Raw genomic sequence first — 13,823 nt, 5'->3', positions numbered from 1 at the left:
TGCGTGCTTCCCGATCGCCTGACCCAACCATTCGAGACCGAGCGCGGTCGGCGCGTGACCGCAGTGGTCGTCACGCTGCTGCTCGAACTGATTATTCTGCTTGCGCTCCTCACGCTCGGGCAGGGGATCAAGCCGCCATCGGTCCCGGTGCAGGACGTCACGACCTTCGACGCGCGCGATTTTTCGGAGCCTACTCCGCCCGACCCAGACATGCCCGAGCCGTCGATCGAGAGCGCCCCGCGACCATCGCCGCTGACTCCACCCCCGCCGCCGCCCATGCCGACCCCAACCCCGGCCGCGATCATTCCCGTCGCGCCGACGCCCGCGCCCCCGCCCTCGCCGTCTCCAACCACTCCCGCCCCGGCCACCGCCCCGCGCCCGATCCAGCCGGTACCGCCGGGCGCGAGCAACTATGGCCCCCAGGTGCCCGCGCGCCAGCCGGATTCCCGGCGCGTCGGAACCGCGCCCAACGGCCAGCCGCTTTATGCCGCGGCCTGGTTCCGCCGCCCGAACGACAGCGAGCTGCGGGGCTACCTGTCGACGGCGCAGCCGGGCTGGGCGATCATTAACTGCCGCACCGTGGCCGACTGGCGGGTCGACGATTGCGTGGCGGAAGGCGAGTTTCCCGCCGGGTCCGACATGGCGCGCGCAGTCCTCGCCGCCGCCTGGCAGTTCCGCGTCCGCCCGCCGATGATCGGCGGCAAGTATCAGGTCGGGGAATGGGTGCGCATCCGGATCGAATACAGCCTCGTGCGCAACAGGTTCGAATACTGAGCCCCGCGCGGGGTTACTCGCCCGACGCGCTGACGATCGTGCCGAAGACCGCATCCAACCGGTCGAGCACCTGCTGCGGCAGCGGCGGTGCGAGGATCGACGCGACGTTCTCCTCCAGGTGCGCGGGGTTTCCCGTGCCGGTAAGGACCACGTGGGCGCCCGGCTCGTGGCGGCAAAACCGGTAGGCCGCCTCCACCTGGCTCCGGACGCCAGGAGCGGCGACCAGGAAATCGAACGGGTCGGCTGGGTTGACCTGCTCCGGGTCGATCTCCCCCCGGTCGATCAGTTCGGCCACGACCTGCGCCGCGTTGGCCGCCGAGTTCAGCGCCCGGCGCACCGCAAACATGATCAGCGTGCCGACATCATGCTCGATGGTCAGCGGAAAGACCGACCGCCGCGCGCTCTGGTTCAGCATGTTGAAGCCGACCATCGCCACGTCGAATGCACCCGTGGGAAGCGCCCTCGCCAGCATCTCGTGCCGCGTGTCGGTGCGGAAGACTTCGGTGATGCCGACGAAGCGCACCTTGCCGGCATCGCGCTGGCGGTGGATCTCCGGCAGCAGCACGTCCATCGCATGATCGAGCTGCGCGGGATCGACGCCGTGGAGATGGAACAGATCGACGTAATCGGTGCCCAGGGCGCGCAGGCTAGCGTCGAGGTTGGCGGCAAATTCCTTGGCCGTCAGGTGGTCCCCCCGCGCCCCTGGCGGACCCTTGCCGACCCAGGACTTCGTGGAGAGGAAAAGCTTTACTCGGTCGTGCCCGGCGATCCCGCGCCCGACCGCTTCCTCGGTTCCGTAAATCCGGGCGGTGTCGATGAAGTCGATGCCCAAGTCGATCGCCCGGCGAACGAGATCGGCCGCCGCGTCGGTCGTGGCGCCGTGCGCCATGCCCAGACGGCTGTGACCGCCGCAGCCGAGGCCGACGGCGGAGACCATAGCCTCCGTTCGGCCCAGGCGGACGCGCTCCATCGCCCGCCCGGCCTCAGTCGACCAGCATCAGCGCGTCGAGCGCGGCGACGCCTTCCCCCGCCGGGTGAATGATCACCGGGTTGAGGTCGATTTCGCGAATGCGCGGATTGCCTTCCATGACGCGCCCGATCTGGACGATCAGTTCGGCCAGGGCATCGACGTCGAGCGCGCGAGCACCGCGCCAGCCCTTGAGGATCGGCGCCTGCTTGAGCGTGAGGAGCCCGTCCCTGACCTGCTCGACGCCGAGATCGGTGGTGAACAGCTTCACGTCCTTCAGGATTTCCGCGGTTACCCCGCCAAAACCGGCGAGAACGACCGGACCCCATTGCGGATCGTGCTTGGCGCCGACGATCATCTCGGTGCCCATCTTGCCCATCTTCTCGATCAGCACGCCGTCGAGCGCGATCGACGCATCGTATGCCGCGACATTGGCGTACATCCGCGTGAATGCCTCGCGCACCTCGTTGGCGGACTTGAGGTTCAGGATCACTCCGCCGGCATCGGACTTGTGGCCGAGCGCGGCAGCCTGCGCCTTCATCACCACGGGATAGCCGATGGACTCGGCAGCGGCGACGGCAGCCTCGGCATCGGCGGCGAACTCGCTGTCGGGAAAGGCGATGCCGAGCGGCTTCAGCAGCGCCTTCGCTTTGTACTCAGGCACCACCCCGGCAACGGTCTCCATGCCCTGAATCGTCAGCGGCGCCTGCGTCCGGTTGGTCAGGTCGCGCTTCGCAAGGTCCGCGAGGCGAGCGATCGCGCGATAGGCGCGCTCGGTGCTGGGGAACCAGGGAATGCCCGCGGCCTGCAGGTCCTCGATATATTCGCGCGGCACGTTGGCGCCTTCGTCCACCCCGGCGAAGACCAGCGGCTTGCCCGGGTCGCCGCCGTCGATGGCGGCCTGGATCGGCGGGAACTTGATCTTGGACGTGATCGGGTCGGACTGGATGATCGAGGCGACGACGCTGCCGATCCGGTCATCGTCGAGCAGGGCCTTGAGCAGGTTGGTGTAGATGACTGGCTCGGACAAGCCGATCGCCGTGATGTCGGTCGGGTTGGACACCGGCACGAAATCGGGCAGCACCGCGCGGATGTTGGGGCTGTTCGCGTCGTTGAGATCGACCAGGTCGAGCCCGACATCCTCTGCAAGATCGAAGGCCAGGCCTCGCAATGCGCCGCTTTCGCCCAGCACGGCCATGTTGGCGCCGGGCAGGCTTGGGCAGGTGACGGCGATGGTCGAGATGTCAGCCAGTTCTTCCAGGCTGTCGGCGAAGATGATGCCCTCGCGCGTCAGCTTGGCCTTCATCAGGGCGTGATCGCCGGCCATGGCGCCGGTGTGCGTGGCGGCGCTTTCGGCCGCCTTGCTGCTCTTGCCCGGGTGCAGAATCACGATCGGCTTTCCAGCCTCGCGCGCGCGGCGGGCGGCGGCGATGAAGGCCTTGGGACGGCGCAGGTTCTCGACATACATCGCGATCACGTGGGTCGACGGATCGTCGACCAGCCATTCGACGTAATCCTCGACCCCGCTGGCCGCTTCGTTGCCGGTCGAGACCGAGGTGCTGACGTAGCAGCCGCGCGGATGCAGCGTCGTCGCCAGCACCGCCGCAAGCGCGCCCGACTGGCTGGCGATGCCCACGGCGCGGTGGCCCGCGGGCGGGGTGCGCATGTTGGTTTCGACGAAGGTCAGCGGAATACGCTCGACGTAGTTGGTGCAGCCCAGGCAGTTGGGCCCTTCGATCACGATACCATACTCCTGCGCGATGCGCGCCAGTTCGGCCTGGTCCTTCGCGCCTTCCTCGCCCGCTTCGGAAAAGCCGGCCGCGTAGATCACCACCGCGCCGCAATCCTTGGCGGCGAGTTGCCTGACGGTGTCGACGACGAAGGCCCGCGGGATCGCCAGCACGGCGCAATCGACGCCGTCGGGAAGCTCGCCGACGTCCTTGTAGACCTTGAGGCCCTGCAACTCGTCGCGCTTCGGGTTGACCGGGTAGACCTCGCCCTTGAACTCGTATTGCACGAGGTTGTTGAGCAGGGTCGCGCCGAGCGCACCGTGGCGATCCGACGCGCCGACCACCGCGACGGACTTGGGCCGCAGGAGGCGGTCGATCTGGGCGTTGGTGAAGCGGCGGGTATCGGACATCGGGTTCTCTCCATCGCCCGCCCTTCCGCTTGCGGGAAGAGGGGTAATTCTCGGGCCGCGGGCAAGCGTGGTCGCCGCGGGGGTGGGCCTTGCGGCCGCAATGGTTCTTTGGCCCACCCCCGACCCCTCCCGCAAGCGGGAGGGCGCGCTATCAGTCTTCCTTGACCTGCGTCTTGTCGAACGCGCCGAGGCCCGGCTTGAAGGTCTTGGCGTCGAGGAACTGGCGGGTCGCTTCCTTACGCGCGGCAATGCCGCCGAACTGGTTGAGCGCTTCCTGCGCGCGGATCAGGTAATCCTCGGCGTTGTCGTAGGTCATCTCGCGCACGCGGCGCACGGCCCACTTGGTGGCGCGCAGGGCCTGGCTGTCCTTCTTCTTCAGGACGTCGACCACTTCCTGCACCCGCGCCTTGAGCTTGTCGGCCGGGAGCGATTCGTTGACCATCCCCTTGGCGGCCGCTTCGCGCCCCGTCAGGTTCTCGCCCATCATGGCGTGGTACATCGCATCGCGGAAACCCAGCAGCTCGGCCGCGACCTTGCTCGCGCCGCCACCGGGAAGGATCGCCCAGTTGATCTCGGACAGGCCGAACTGCGCGTCGTCGGAGCAATAGGCCAGGTCGCAGGCGAACAGCGGTCCGTAAGCGCCGCCGAAGCACCAGCCGTTGATCATCGCCACGGTCGGCTTCTCGTACCAGCGCAGGCGCTCCCACCACGAGTAGGCTTCGCGCTGGTTGGAGCGGATGGCGTGGAGGCCTTCCTGCTCCGCCATGCGGAAGTATTCGAGCAGGTCCATGCCGGCCGACCACGCGCTGCCTTCACCCGTCAGGACGAGGACCTGGACCTCGTCGTTGAACTCGAGCTCCTCGATCACCTTGAGCATCTGCCGGTTGAGCTTGGGGCTCATGCAGTTGCGCTTGTCGGGACGGTTGAAAGAAACCCAGGCGACGCCGTCGACGATGTCGACCTTGACGGTGTCTTCCTGCGGACGGGGATCGGGTTGGCTCGGCATTGCCATGGCGAAATTCCTCTCGTTGGCGAATCACGGACATGTGGTTCGATTGCTATTGCCGATAACGATAGCCTTTGTTATGAGCAATAGCAATTCTGATGGACGATCCGCTGATCCAATTTCCCGGCTATGCCTTGCGCCGGGCCGCCAACGCCACCGCGGCGGAACTCTCCGCGCGCCTGGCCGCTCTCGACCTGCGCCAGGTCGACGCCTCGCTCCTGATGCTGGTGGCGCAGAACCCGGGCGCGACGGCCAGTGCGATCGGGCGCGCGCTCGATATCCAGCGGGCGAACATGGTGCCGATCCTCAAGCGGCTCGAGGATGCCGGGCTGATCGGGCGCGAGGCGATCGACGGCAAGAGCCAGGGCCTCAGCCTGACCGCCGCGGGACGGCGCAAGCTGGCCGGCGCCAAGGCGGTGGTGGAGGGGTTCGAAGGCGAGCTTCTCGCCCGCGTGCCGGAGGAGCACCGCGACCACCTGCTGCCGGCGCTCAACGCTCTCTGGCGCTGACAGGCGCGGCCCGTTAGGCTCGGGCGGAAGAGGAGCCACGATGAGCGAGCACGCCGCCTACCCCGTCCCCGAAAGCTTCCGCAACGCGCTGATCGGACCCGAGGAATACGGGGTGAAGTACCGCGCCTCGATCGAGGATCCGGAGAATTTCTGGCGCGGCGAGGCGATGCGGGTCGACTGGATGACGAAATTCAGCACCGTAAAGGACGTCAGTTTCGACACGACCGACTTCCGCATCCGCTGGTTTGCCGACGGAACGCTGAATCTCAGCGTGAACTGCCTCGACCGGCACCTGCCCGCCCGGGCCGACCAGACGGCGATCCTGTGGGAACCCGACGATCCGGCGCAGCAGGGCCGGACGATTACCTACCGCGAACTCCACGCCGCCGTGTGCCGCTTCGCGAACGCGCTGCGCGCCGACGGGGTGAAGAAGGGCGACCGGGTGACGATCTATCTGCCCATGGTGCCCGAGGCGGCCGTCGCCATGCTCGCCTGCGCGCGGATCGGCGCGGTGCATTCGATCGTCTTTGCCGGTTTCAGCCCCGACGCGCTGGCCGGGCGGATTGCCGACTGCGCGAGCGACATCGTCCTGACTGCCGACGAAGGGATGCGCGGGGGCCGCACGGTGCCGCTGAAAGCCAATGTCGACGCCGCGCTGGAGAAAGTGGCGGTCCGCCGCGTGGTCATGCTGCGCCATACCGGCAGCGACGTTCCGCTGGTCGAAGGGCGCGACATCGAATGGTGCGCCTTCGCCGACGGCCAGCCCGCCGAGTGCGAGCCCGAGGAGATGGGAGCGGAGGACCCGCTGTTCATCCTCTATACCAGCGGCAGCACCGGCAAGCCCAAGGGCGTGCTGCACACGACCGGCGGCTACGCAGTCTGGGTGTCGATGACCCACGAATACACGTTCGATTACCGCCACCGCGAAAACGGCGAGGCCGAGGTCTACTGGTGCGCTGCCGACATCGGCTGGGTCACCGGGCACAGCTACGTCGTCTACGGCCCGCTGATGAACGGCGCGGTGACGCTGATGTTCGAAGGGGTGCCCAACTATCCGGACTTCAGCCGCTTCTGGCAGGTGGTCGACAAGTACCAGGTGGCGACCTTCTACGCCGCCCCCACCGCCCTGCGCGCGCTGATGCGCGAAGGCGACGAATGGGTTGCAAGAACCAGCCGCAAGTCGCTGCGATTGCTGGGTTCGGTCGGCGAACCGATCAACCCGGAAGCATGGGAATGGTACCACAAAGTGGTGGGCGACGGGCGCTGCCCAATCGTCGACACCTGGTGGCAGACCGAGACCGGTGGGCACATGATCACCCCCCTGCCCGGCGCCCACGCGCTCAAGCCCGGCAGCGCCAGCTTCCCCATGTTCGGCGTCCAGCCCGCGGTGGTCGACCCGGAAAGCGGCGCGGTCCGCGAGGGCGCAACGGAGGGCGCGCTCGTCATCCTCGACAGCTGGCCCGGCCAGATGCGCACCGTCTACGGCGACCACGAGCGTTTCATCCAGACCTACTTCAGCCAGTACCCCGGCAAGTATTTCACCGGCGACGGCTGTCGCCGCGACGAGGACGGCTATTACTGGATCACCGGGCGGATCGACGACGTGATCAACGTCAGCGGCCACCGCATGGGCACCGCCGAGGTCGAGAGCGCGCTGGTCGAGCACGACAAGGTGGCCGAGGCGGCCGTCGTCGGGATGCCGCACGACATCAAGGGCCAGGGCATCTATGCCTACGTCACCACGGTGGCCGGGACCGAGGACAGCGAGGAGCTGCGCCAGGAACTGGTCCGCTGGGTGCGCAAGGAGATCGGCCCGATCGCCGCGCCCGACGTGATCCAGTTCGCCCCCGCCCTGCCCAAGACCCGCAGCGGCAAGATCATGCGCCGCATCCTGCGCAAGATCGCCGAGAACGACACCGGCAACCTGGGCGACACCAGCACGCTCGCCGACCCCGGCGTGGTCGACGACCTGCTGGCCAACCGCCCGGCCTGAGGCCCGCCATGCAGTTCGACGACATCCTCGACCGCTATTTCGGCACCAGCGACCTTGCGCAAGCATCGCCCGCGATGCGTGAAGCCGGGGTCGACCGGCTGCGGGTCGATTTCGGCCTGGAGAAGGACCGGGCCCGCAAGTTCGCCCTGTGGGCCGTTCTCTACATGCTGGGCGAAGCGCCCGATCTGGACGTCGCCTTCAAGGCCGAGGAAGACCGCGAAGCCGCGCGCAACCTCATGGACCTTCTCGCCGGCAGCGCGCCGCCGGAGGAATGACGCGGGCCCGGGCGGCACTTTCCGCCACCACGGCAGTTGGTGCGCCATGACAGCTACGAAGACCGCCGCCAAAGCCAAGCGCAAGCTGCTCGACGCCGACGACAAGGCACGCAAGGCCTCGCTCCGGCACAGGGGCGGGGCGAGCGGCAAGGTGTTCGACGTGCTGGGCGAAGCGGGCGACCAGCCGCAGCTGCGCCTGCTTTCGGGCGGGATCCTGGTGGCCGGGCTTTTCCGCCGCGACCCGCGGATGATCGCGGCGGGCACGCGCATGCTGCTGAGCCACGAACTGGCGACCGTAGCCAAGAATTTCGTCAAGCGCCGGGTGGACCGCGATCGGCCCCACGCCGCCACCGGGAAGGATGGGCACAAGCCGAGCAAGGGCCGCCACACCTCGCACGACAAGACCAGCTTCCCGTCCGGTCACAGCGCCGGCTCGCTGGCCGTGGCGAGCGCGCTGGGCGCGGTCTATCCCGAACATCGCGGCAAGGCGCTGGCGGCTGCCGGCGCGGTCGCGCTGGCGCAGATTCCCCGCTGCAAGCACTACCCGACCGACGTGGGCGCCGGCCTCGCCATCGGCAAGGTCAGCGACCTTGCCATCGGCGCGCTTGCCGCACTGCTCTTCGCGGGCTGGCGGCGCAGGCGCGAGGGCTGACCGGCCCTCCCCCAGGCCGATTGCGCTCCAACCGGGGCGCGCTATTGTGACCGGGTCTTGCAGGGGGAGAAGGCGGATGAAGCTCGTCAACGGTCTGGCCGCAATCGCGCTTGCGGCCGCGGCAGGCCCGGCCGCCGCACAGGTCGCCGGCATTCCGCTGGAGATGGAGCCCAACACCTGCGACCGCGCCTGTCTTGAGGGCAAGGTCGAAGCCTATCTCCAGGCGATGTCCGACGGCGTCGTGTCCGACGATCTGTTCGCCCGCAACGTGCGCTTCACCGAAAACGGCATCGAGCTGCCGCTGGGCAACGAAGGCCTGTGGGCCACCACCGTTTCGCCGCAGGGCTATCGCCTGATCGTGGCCGACGCGGTGACCGGGCAGGTTGCCGCGCTGGTGACGGTCAAGGAACAGGCGACGAGCAGCGCCACCGGGCCTGCGCGCCAGCCCGAGGCGGTCGGCATCAGCCTGCGCCTGCGGATCGACCGCCAGGGCAGGATCAGCGAAGTCGAGCAGATCGCCGCCCGTCCCGAGCGCCCGCTGGGCGCCGGGGCCGCCGCCCCCGCCGGGCCCTTCGCGGCCACCGGCGCTGCCGTCGAAGCGCTCGGCAAGCCGTGGGATGGATACCTGCGCGCCGTGCCGGAAAAGGACCGCCACACCCGCGCCGAGCTGGTCGAGATGGCCAACGCCTATTTCGAGGCGGTCGAGCGCAACACGGGCAAGGACTACTACCCCTTCACCGACGATTGCCTGCGGATCGAGAACGGCATGACCATCGTCGGCCCGCCGGGAACGACGCGCAACGGGCAACCGGTGCAGGGCTGCCGCGAACAGCTCGAAAAAAGCCTCATCGGCGCCGTGACCGGGATCCGCGACCGGCGCGCGGTGGCCGTCGACGTGGAGCGCGGGCTGGTCTTCGCCTTCGCCTTCTTCGATCACCGGACGATCAACTGGACCTGGCAACTGGGCGAGCTGTTCAAGGTCGAGAACGGCAAGTTCCGGCGGATCGAGGCGATCTTCATCCGCGGCCCCTATGGCATGTGTTCGGGCTGGAGCACCCACGAGCAGTGCCGGAGCGAGGAAATCCACGACGTGCGCTAGGCCGCGCCGCGCACGATTGTCTGCCCGTTAACTCTGCCTTGGGGCAGCATCTTAACCCAAGGCGCCCAGTGTCGCAGGATGACCAGGGGGAAACGAGCGCCGCTGCGGCCGACAAGTTCGCGTGACCGCAATTCCACGCGCGAGCAGGTCGCCATTGCGGCCGCCTGCAGCATCGGCGACCGGGCGGAGGAGCAGGTGCTGGTCACCGACCTCAACACCGGCGGGTGCCGGATGCATACCGCCGCGGTGGGCGTCCTGCGCTCCGAACCGCTGGTCCTGACCTTCGCCGGGTGCGACCCGGTCCGCGCCACGCTCAAGTGGAACAAGGGCGGCTCGCTTGGCGTGCGGTTCGATACCGCGCTGAGCGAAGAGGCCGTCGCCACCCTGTGCGCCGAGCAGTCGGCCGACAACGTGGTGCCGTTCAGGCTCTGAGCGCCCCGTTCAGGTTCTGAGCGAAGGCGTCATTCCGCCGCGATGTGGAACACCCGCTCCGCGTTGCCGTGGCAGAGCGCGTGGCGCTCGGCGTCGCTGCAGGCGAAGTCCTCGATGAACTTCACCGCCGGCTCCATCGGCTGGTAGGGATAATCGATCGCCCAGATGACGTTGGCGATGCCCATCCGGTCGATCGCATAACGCAGCGCCAGGGGATCCTCGACGCCGCTGGTGGTGAAGACGAAGTTGTCCTGGAAGTATTCCGCCATGCTCCGCTGGGTCTTCGGCGCGCGGCCCACGGTCTGCGCCCGGCTGTTCATGAAATTGATCCGCCAGATGAAGAACGGCACCATCTCGCCCATGTGGCCCACGCAGATGCGCAGCTTGGGGAAGTGGTCGAACACGCCGCCGGCCATCATGCGGATCATGTGCGTGCCGACCTCCACACCGTAGCCCCACATCGCGCTGTCCATCGCGTAGTCCTGCAGCGGGCCCTTGAGCGTGTCGCTGGGCGCGCGCGGGTGGATGTAGATCGTCGCGTCGAGCGCTTCGGCCGCCTCGAGGATCGGCCAGAAGCGGTAGTCGTCGAGATAATCGCCGTTGGTGTGACTGTTGACCACCAGGCCGTTGAGCCCCAGCTCCGTCATGCAGCGCTCGATCTCCCGGGCCGCGCGCTTCGGGCTGTGCGGGGCGAAGCTGCCGAGGCCGGCGAAGCGCCCAGGATGGCGGGCGATGATCTCCGCCATGCGATCGTTGGCCAGCGCGGCAAGATCGGTCGCGGTGTCGGCGTCGAACATCTGCACGCCCGGCGCGGTCAGCGTGAGCAGGTGCATGTCGACCCCGTAGGCATCCATCTGCCGCAGCCGCTCGCCCTCGGCATCAAGCAGGCCGCTCAGGAAGTCGTGCCGGGCATAGCCGTCGTCGCCCGGCTTCGCGTTGTAGATCCCGCCCACCAGCAGCTTGTCGAGGCTCTGGCTGGGGCTGCGCGAGACTTTCTGCAGTTCGGCGGCGACCTCGGGGATCGACCAAGCTTCCTCGCAGGCGATCAGACGGCACTTGCTACCCATCGGGCTTCTCTCCCTTGTCGACAGTCATTTCGCAGGCTCGATCTCGGTCCACGGGATGGGCCGCGGCGGGGCCCGGTCGCTGACCGGGTTGGCATAGTGAAAGCCGACCGTCTCGATCCGCGGATAGGGAAACCCTTCGGCCCCGCGCAGCGGCGCGTCGAGCTTGTAGCGCGCGCGCAGTTCGGGCGAGGGGACGAGGCCGCCGCCCGTGGCCGAAGCGCCGGTCCAGCCGTCCTTGTAATTGGCCAGCCAGGTGTAATCGAGGTCCATCCCGGCGATCCGCCAGGTGTCGCCGACCTTCTTGACCTGCCATTCGTAGACGCCCGAGATCCAGCCGCCCGCGCCGCCGCCCGACGCGGCGGAATTCCACTGCATCAGCCGGCTGCGCGCCTGGGTCTGCGTCGGCACGCCCTCGGCCAGCGGGGTGATGTAGGGCTGGGTGATGGCATGCAGGGGCAGGAACGCGCTCGACGCCGGGACCACGGTGCCGCCCCGGGCCAGCGTCGCCGCCGCGAAGATCGCCTCGCGCCCGCTGACCGCGCCGACCATCGGCTGCTCGCGCCAGCCGTCGGGCGCGAAGAGCTCGGTCATCTCGACGTACTTGAGCTCGTCGATGTAGCCGCCGTAGGAGTCGATCACGTTCTCGGTCGCGTCGAACGCCTCGACCCGGGCCAGCGCGTCGGGCACGGTGCGCAGCTTGCCGGGGGTGCCGCGCGGGGCGAACACCACGCCCGAGCCCAGCCCCTGCATCGCGAAGGGGTGCGCCGGATAGCTGGTGTCGACTTGCTGCGGCGGGCCCGACGGCCACAGCGCCTCGCCGATCGGTTCGGCGGCCGGCAGCGGATCGGCCCAGCCCCGCCTGTAGTCGGCGCGCATCAGCGGCCGGCGGTGCAGCATGGCGATGCGCCAGCGGCCCATCTCGTTGGGCTGCAGCAGGAAGGTGTTGATCGCCAGCGACCACTGCCCCTCGCCCCCGTGCTGCCCGGTCTGGCCCAGCTCGACCACCCGCACCAGCGCCGCGGAGCCGTCTGCCGCGACGGAGACCAGCGGCATGAGCTGCGCGTGCTCGTTGAGCTCGCCCTCATCGAGACCCGGCGCGCCGAACCGACCAAGGAACTTGCGCACGCCTTCGGGCCCCTTCCACACGCCCTGCCCGGCGACATCGATCGTCGCGTCGGGCGCGAACAGGTCGACCACGTCGTCGTACATCCCGCGGTCGAGATAGAAGCCGAAGGCGTTGGCCAGGTTCTGCGCGCGGCTCTGGAAATAGAGCAGCGTCGCCTCGGCCAGGATCTCGTCCGCGCCGCGCGGTGTCGCGGCGGCGCGCCCCGTGACGACCTGCCCCGCCTGCTCGGGCGTGTAGTGGAACGGCGCCCGCTGCAACGTTTCGGCCGTGTGGGTGAAGCCGGTCGCATAGGGCCCGGCGAACTGGAAGTAGGGTCGGATGAACGCGATCCGCCAGCCCTCGGCGGTCTTGCGATACTCGATCACGTCGGTCGTCTGGCGCCAGTCGGCCGACTTGCCCGCCTCGCCGGTCAGCGCCAGGTGCCGCCAGCGCGCCGTGGCCCGGTCGCCCGTTTCCGACAGGGTGATGACCGGGCTGGTGAAGATGCGGGCGTTGAGCCTGCCGGCCGGCATTCCGTCGGCCCCGCCGCCCATCCTCTCGCGAAGGGCCTGCGCGAAAGCGGCGCGGCCGGTCGGCCTGCCGTTCGGCAGCAGGATCGAAACGTCCTCGGTGCCGAGCGCCGCCATTCCCTTCCAGTCGCCGGCGAAGGCGAGATAGCCCCATTCGGCCTGCAGCCGCTTGATCTCGCGGATCGCGCGCAGATCCTCGACCTTGGCGGTGTCGTGGGCGGTGTCCTGTGCCGCAGCGGGGGCGGCGACCAGCAGCATCGCGGCAATCAGCAATCGGATCATCGGCTGTTCCTCAACGCCATCGCCTCGCGGTAGACCGACGGGTCGATCAGCTGCTGCAATTCGGCCCGCGAACGCGCCGGCCGCCCGGCCTTGGCCGCCAGCCACGTCTCTTCCTTTTCCATCACGTCAAGCAGATCGGGCGGCAGCGCGATCCCGTAGCGATGGTGCTTCCACGACTGCGCGACGTCGGCGGGTGCGAAGCCCCCCGCCTCGACGACCAGCGCCTGCGCCCGGGCGGGATCGGCGTGCAGCGCATCGGCCGCATCCATCAGCCCCGCGACGAAAGCCACGATCTGCCGCCGCTTGGCCGGATCGGCGAGCTTGTCCGCCGTCGAGTTGAGGTTGAACAGCTCGCGGTAGAACCCCTCGCCGGAAAACTCGATCAGGTCCTCGCCCAGCACCTCGGCGGAGCGGTGCGCCTCGGGCTCCCAGATCACCACCGCGTCGACCTCGCGGTTGGCGAGCGCGGCGGTCATGCCCGCCAGCGGCATGATGGGCTTCTCCACGATGTCGCCGAAGCCGAGCCCTGCGCGCTCGAGCATCATCTGGAGGAAGTAGCCGGCGCTGGTTTGCCCAAAGGTCGCCACCCGCTTGCCCTTGAGGTCCGCCACCCGCGCGATCCCGGCGGAGCGGCGGGCGACGATGCGATAGAGCCCTTCGCTCACCCCCGCGACGATCCGCAACTCCGGATGGTCAACCGAATAGCGCAGCAGCTGCGTCTCGGCATTCGTCGCCAGGTCGGCCTCACCCGGATCGCTGAAGCCCTGGGCGCCCGTCGCGCCGACCAGATTGGGCACGCCGCCCATCACGACCGTGGCGCCGGAGCGGTAATGATCCGCCGCTGCGAGGAGCACCGGCGCCAGTTCGATCGTCTGCCGGTTGCCGTAGATGGCGAGCGAAGGCGGGTCCGCCGGCGGCGTCGTGGCGCAGGCGCCGAGCGCGAAGGCGAGCACCAGGGCGACTGGAAAGCGCATCGAATCTTCTCCCGCCGC

At 68.7% G+C, this 13,823-nt stretch carries 13 protein-coding genes; 7 read left to right on the top strand and 6 right to left on the bottom strand.

The genetic code is table 11. From position 1 onward, the window contains the following. Positions 1-3 precede the first annotated feature (3 nt). The gene (locus ACWPMZ_RS04190) at positions 4-774 is read left to right on the top strand and encodes a hypothetical protein (RefSeq protein WP_455702756.1); all 771 of its coding nucleotides are present in this window, start codon (positions 4-6) and stop codon (positions 772-774) included. A gap of 13 nt (positions 775-787) precedes the next feature. Here the strand turns inward: ACWPMZ_RS04190 and ACWPMZ_RS04185 are convergent, their stop codons facing one another. The 3 genes from ACWPMZ_RS04185 to ACWPMZ_RS04175 all read right to left on the bottom strand — a co-directional run bounded on the left by ACWPMZ_RS04185 (position 788) and on the right by ACWPMZ_RS04175 (position 4,893). Next, on the bottom strand, positions 788-1,711 hold the full coding sequence (locus tag ACWPMZ_RS04185) for an aldo/keto reductase (protein WP_455702755.1): 924 nt from the start codon (positions 1,709-1,711) through the stop codon (positions 788-790). Positions 1,712-1,757: 46 nt separating this feature from the next. After that, positions 1,758-3,881, bottom strand: coding sequence for an acetate--CoA ligase family protein (locus ACWPMZ_RS04180; RefSeq protein ID WP_455702754.1), 2,124 nt, complete (start codon positions 3,879-3,881; stop codon positions 1,758-1,760). Between the two features lie 151 nt (positions 3,882-4,032). Beyond that, on the bottom strand, positions 4,033-4,893 hold the full coding sequence (locus ACWPMZ_RS04175) for a p-hydroxycinnamoyl CoA hydratase/lyase (protein WP_455702753.1): 861 nt from the start codon (positions 4,891-4,893) through the stop codon (positions 4,033-4,035). A gap of 92 nt (positions 4,894-4,985) precedes the next feature. Between ACWPMZ_RS04175 and ACWPMZ_RS04170 the strand changes: the two genes are divergently transcribed. The 6 genes from ACWPMZ_RS04170 to ACWPMZ_RS04145 all read left to right on the top strand — a co-directional run bounded on the left by ACWPMZ_RS04170 (position 4,986) and on the right by ACWPMZ_RS04145 (position 9,847). Continuing rightward, positions 4,986-5,396 (top strand): MarR family winged helix-turn-helix transcriptional regulator, encoded by a 411-nt coding sequence (locus ACWPMZ_RS04170; protein WP_455702752.1) that lies wholly within the window; start codon positions 4,986-4,988, stop codon positions 5,394-5,396. A gap of 40 nt (positions 5,397-5,436) precedes the next feature. Continuing rightward, complete coding sequence (gene acs / locus ACWPMZ_RS04165; protein WP_455702751.1) at positions 5,437-7,389, top strand: acetate--CoA ligase; 1,953 nt, start codon at positions 5,437-5,439, stop codon at positions 7,387-7,389. Positions 7,390-7,397: 8 nt separating this feature from the next. After that, entirely contained in the window at positions 7,398-7,664 is a 267-nt protein-coding gene (locus ACWPMZ_RS04160; protein WP_455702750.1) for a hypothetical protein, read from the top strand. 46 nt (positions 7,665-7,710) lie between these two features. Further along, on the top strand, positions 7,711-8,316 hold the full coding sequence (locus ACWPMZ_RS04155) for a phosphatase PAP2 family protein (protein ID WP_455702749.1): 606 nt from the start codon (positions 7,711-7,713) through the stop codon (positions 8,314-8,316). Between the two features lie 76 nt (positions 8,317-8,392). Then, the gene (locus ACWPMZ_RS04150) at positions 8,393-9,415 is read left to right on the top strand and encodes a hypothetical protein (protein ID WP_455702748.1); all 1,023 of its coding nucleotides are present in this window, start codon (positions 8,393-8,395) and stop codon (positions 9,413-9,415) included. A 78-nt stretch (positions 9,416-9,493) separates the two neighbouring features. Next, positions 9,494-9,847 carry a hypothetical protein gene (locus ACWPMZ_RS04145; RefSeq protein WP_455702747.1) on the top strand — a complete coding sequence of 118 codons (354 nt, stop codon included), beginning with the start codon at positions 9,494-9,496 and terminating at the stop codon, positions 9,845-9,847. Positions 9,848-9,876: 29 nt separating this feature from the next. Here ACWPMZ_RS04145 and ACWPMZ_RS04140 read toward each other — a convergent pair whose 3' ends face one another. Genes ACWPMZ_RS04140 through ACWPMZ_RS04130 form a run of 3 tightly spaced genes read right to left on the bottom strand, consistent with a single transcriptional unit; the run spans position 9,877 to position 13,805 of the window. Beyond that, on the bottom strand, positions 9,877-10,914 hold the full coding sequence (locus ACWPMZ_RS04140; RefSeq protein WP_455702746.1) for an amidohydrolase family protein: 1,038 nt from the start codon (positions 10,912-10,914) through the stop codon (positions 9,877-9,879). Between the two features lie 24 nt (positions 10,915-10,938). After that, on the bottom strand, positions 10,939-12,831 hold the full coding sequence (locus ACWPMZ_RS04135) for a nuclear transport factor 2 family protein (RefSeq protein ID WP_455702745.1): 1,893 nt from the start codon (positions 12,829-12,831) through the stop codon (positions 10,939-10,941). After that, entirely contained in the window at positions 12,828-13,805 is a 978-nt protein-coding gene (locus tag ACWPMZ_RS04130; RefSeq protein WP_455702744.1) for an ABC transporter substrate-binding protein, read from the bottom strand. Before ACWPMZ_RS04130 ends, ACWPMZ_RS04135 begins: the two co-directional genes overlap by 4 nt. Positions 13,806-13,823 lie beyond the last annotated feature (18 nt).

Source organism: Tsuneonella sp. HG222 (genome assembly GCF_053819185.1).
Note: the sequence above shows the minus strand (reverse complement) of the source record. Positions and strands in the feature narration are given on the sequence as shown.

Bases quoted from the DNA above. Each gene is read 5' to 3' on its own strand.
- ACWPMZ_RS04155 (WP_455702749.1), top strand. From the start codon at position 7,711: ATGACAGCTACGAAGACCGCCGCCAAAGCCAAGCGCAAGCTGCTCGAC.
- ACWPMZ_RS04135 (WP_455702745.1), bottom strand. From the start codon at position 12,831: ATGATCCGATTGCTGATTGCCGCGATGCTGCTGGTCGCCGCCCCCGCT.
- ACWPMZ_RS04175 (WP_455702753.1), bottom strand. From the start codon at position 4,893: ATGGCAATGCCGAGCCAACCCGATCCCCGTCCGCAGGAAGACACCGTC.
- ACWPMZ_RS04140 (WP_455702746.1), bottom strand. From the start codon at position 10,914: ATGGGTAGCAAGTGCCGTCTGATCGCCTGCGAGGAAGCTTGGTCGATC.
- ACWPMZ_RS04170 (WP_455702752.1), top strand. From the start codon at position 4,986: ATGGACGATCCGCTGATCCAATTTCCCGGCTATGCCTTGCGCCGGGCC.
- ACWPMZ_RS04180 (WP_455702754.1), bottom strand. From the start codon at position 3,881: ATGTCCGATACCCGCCGCTTCACCAACGCCCAGATCGACCGCCTCCTG.
- ACWPMZ_RS04160 (WP_455702750.1), top strand. From the start codon at position 7,398: ATGCAGTTCGACGACATCCTCGACCGCTATTTCGGCACCAGCGACCTT.
- ACWPMZ_RS04185 (WP_455702755.1), bottom strand. From the start codon at position 1,711: ATGGTCTCCGCCGTCGGCCTCGGCTGCGGCGGTCACAGCCGTCTGGGC.
- ACWPMZ_RS04145 (WP_455702747.1), top strand. From the start codon at position 9,494: ATGACCAGGGGGAAACGAGCGCCGCTGCGGCCGACAAGTTCGCGTGAC.
- ACWPMZ_RS04150 (WP_455702748.1), top strand. From the start codon at position 8,393: ATGAAGCTCGTCAACGGTCTGGCCGCAATCGCGCTTGCGGCCGCGGCA.
- acs (WP_455702751.1), top strand. From the start codon at position 5,437: ATGAGCGAGCACGCCGCCTACCCCGTCCCCGAAAGCTTCCGCAACGCG.
- ACWPMZ_RS04130 (WP_455702744.1), bottom strand. From the start codon at position 13,805: ATGCGCTTTCCAGTCGCCCTGGTGCTCGCCTTCGCGCTCGGCGCCTGC.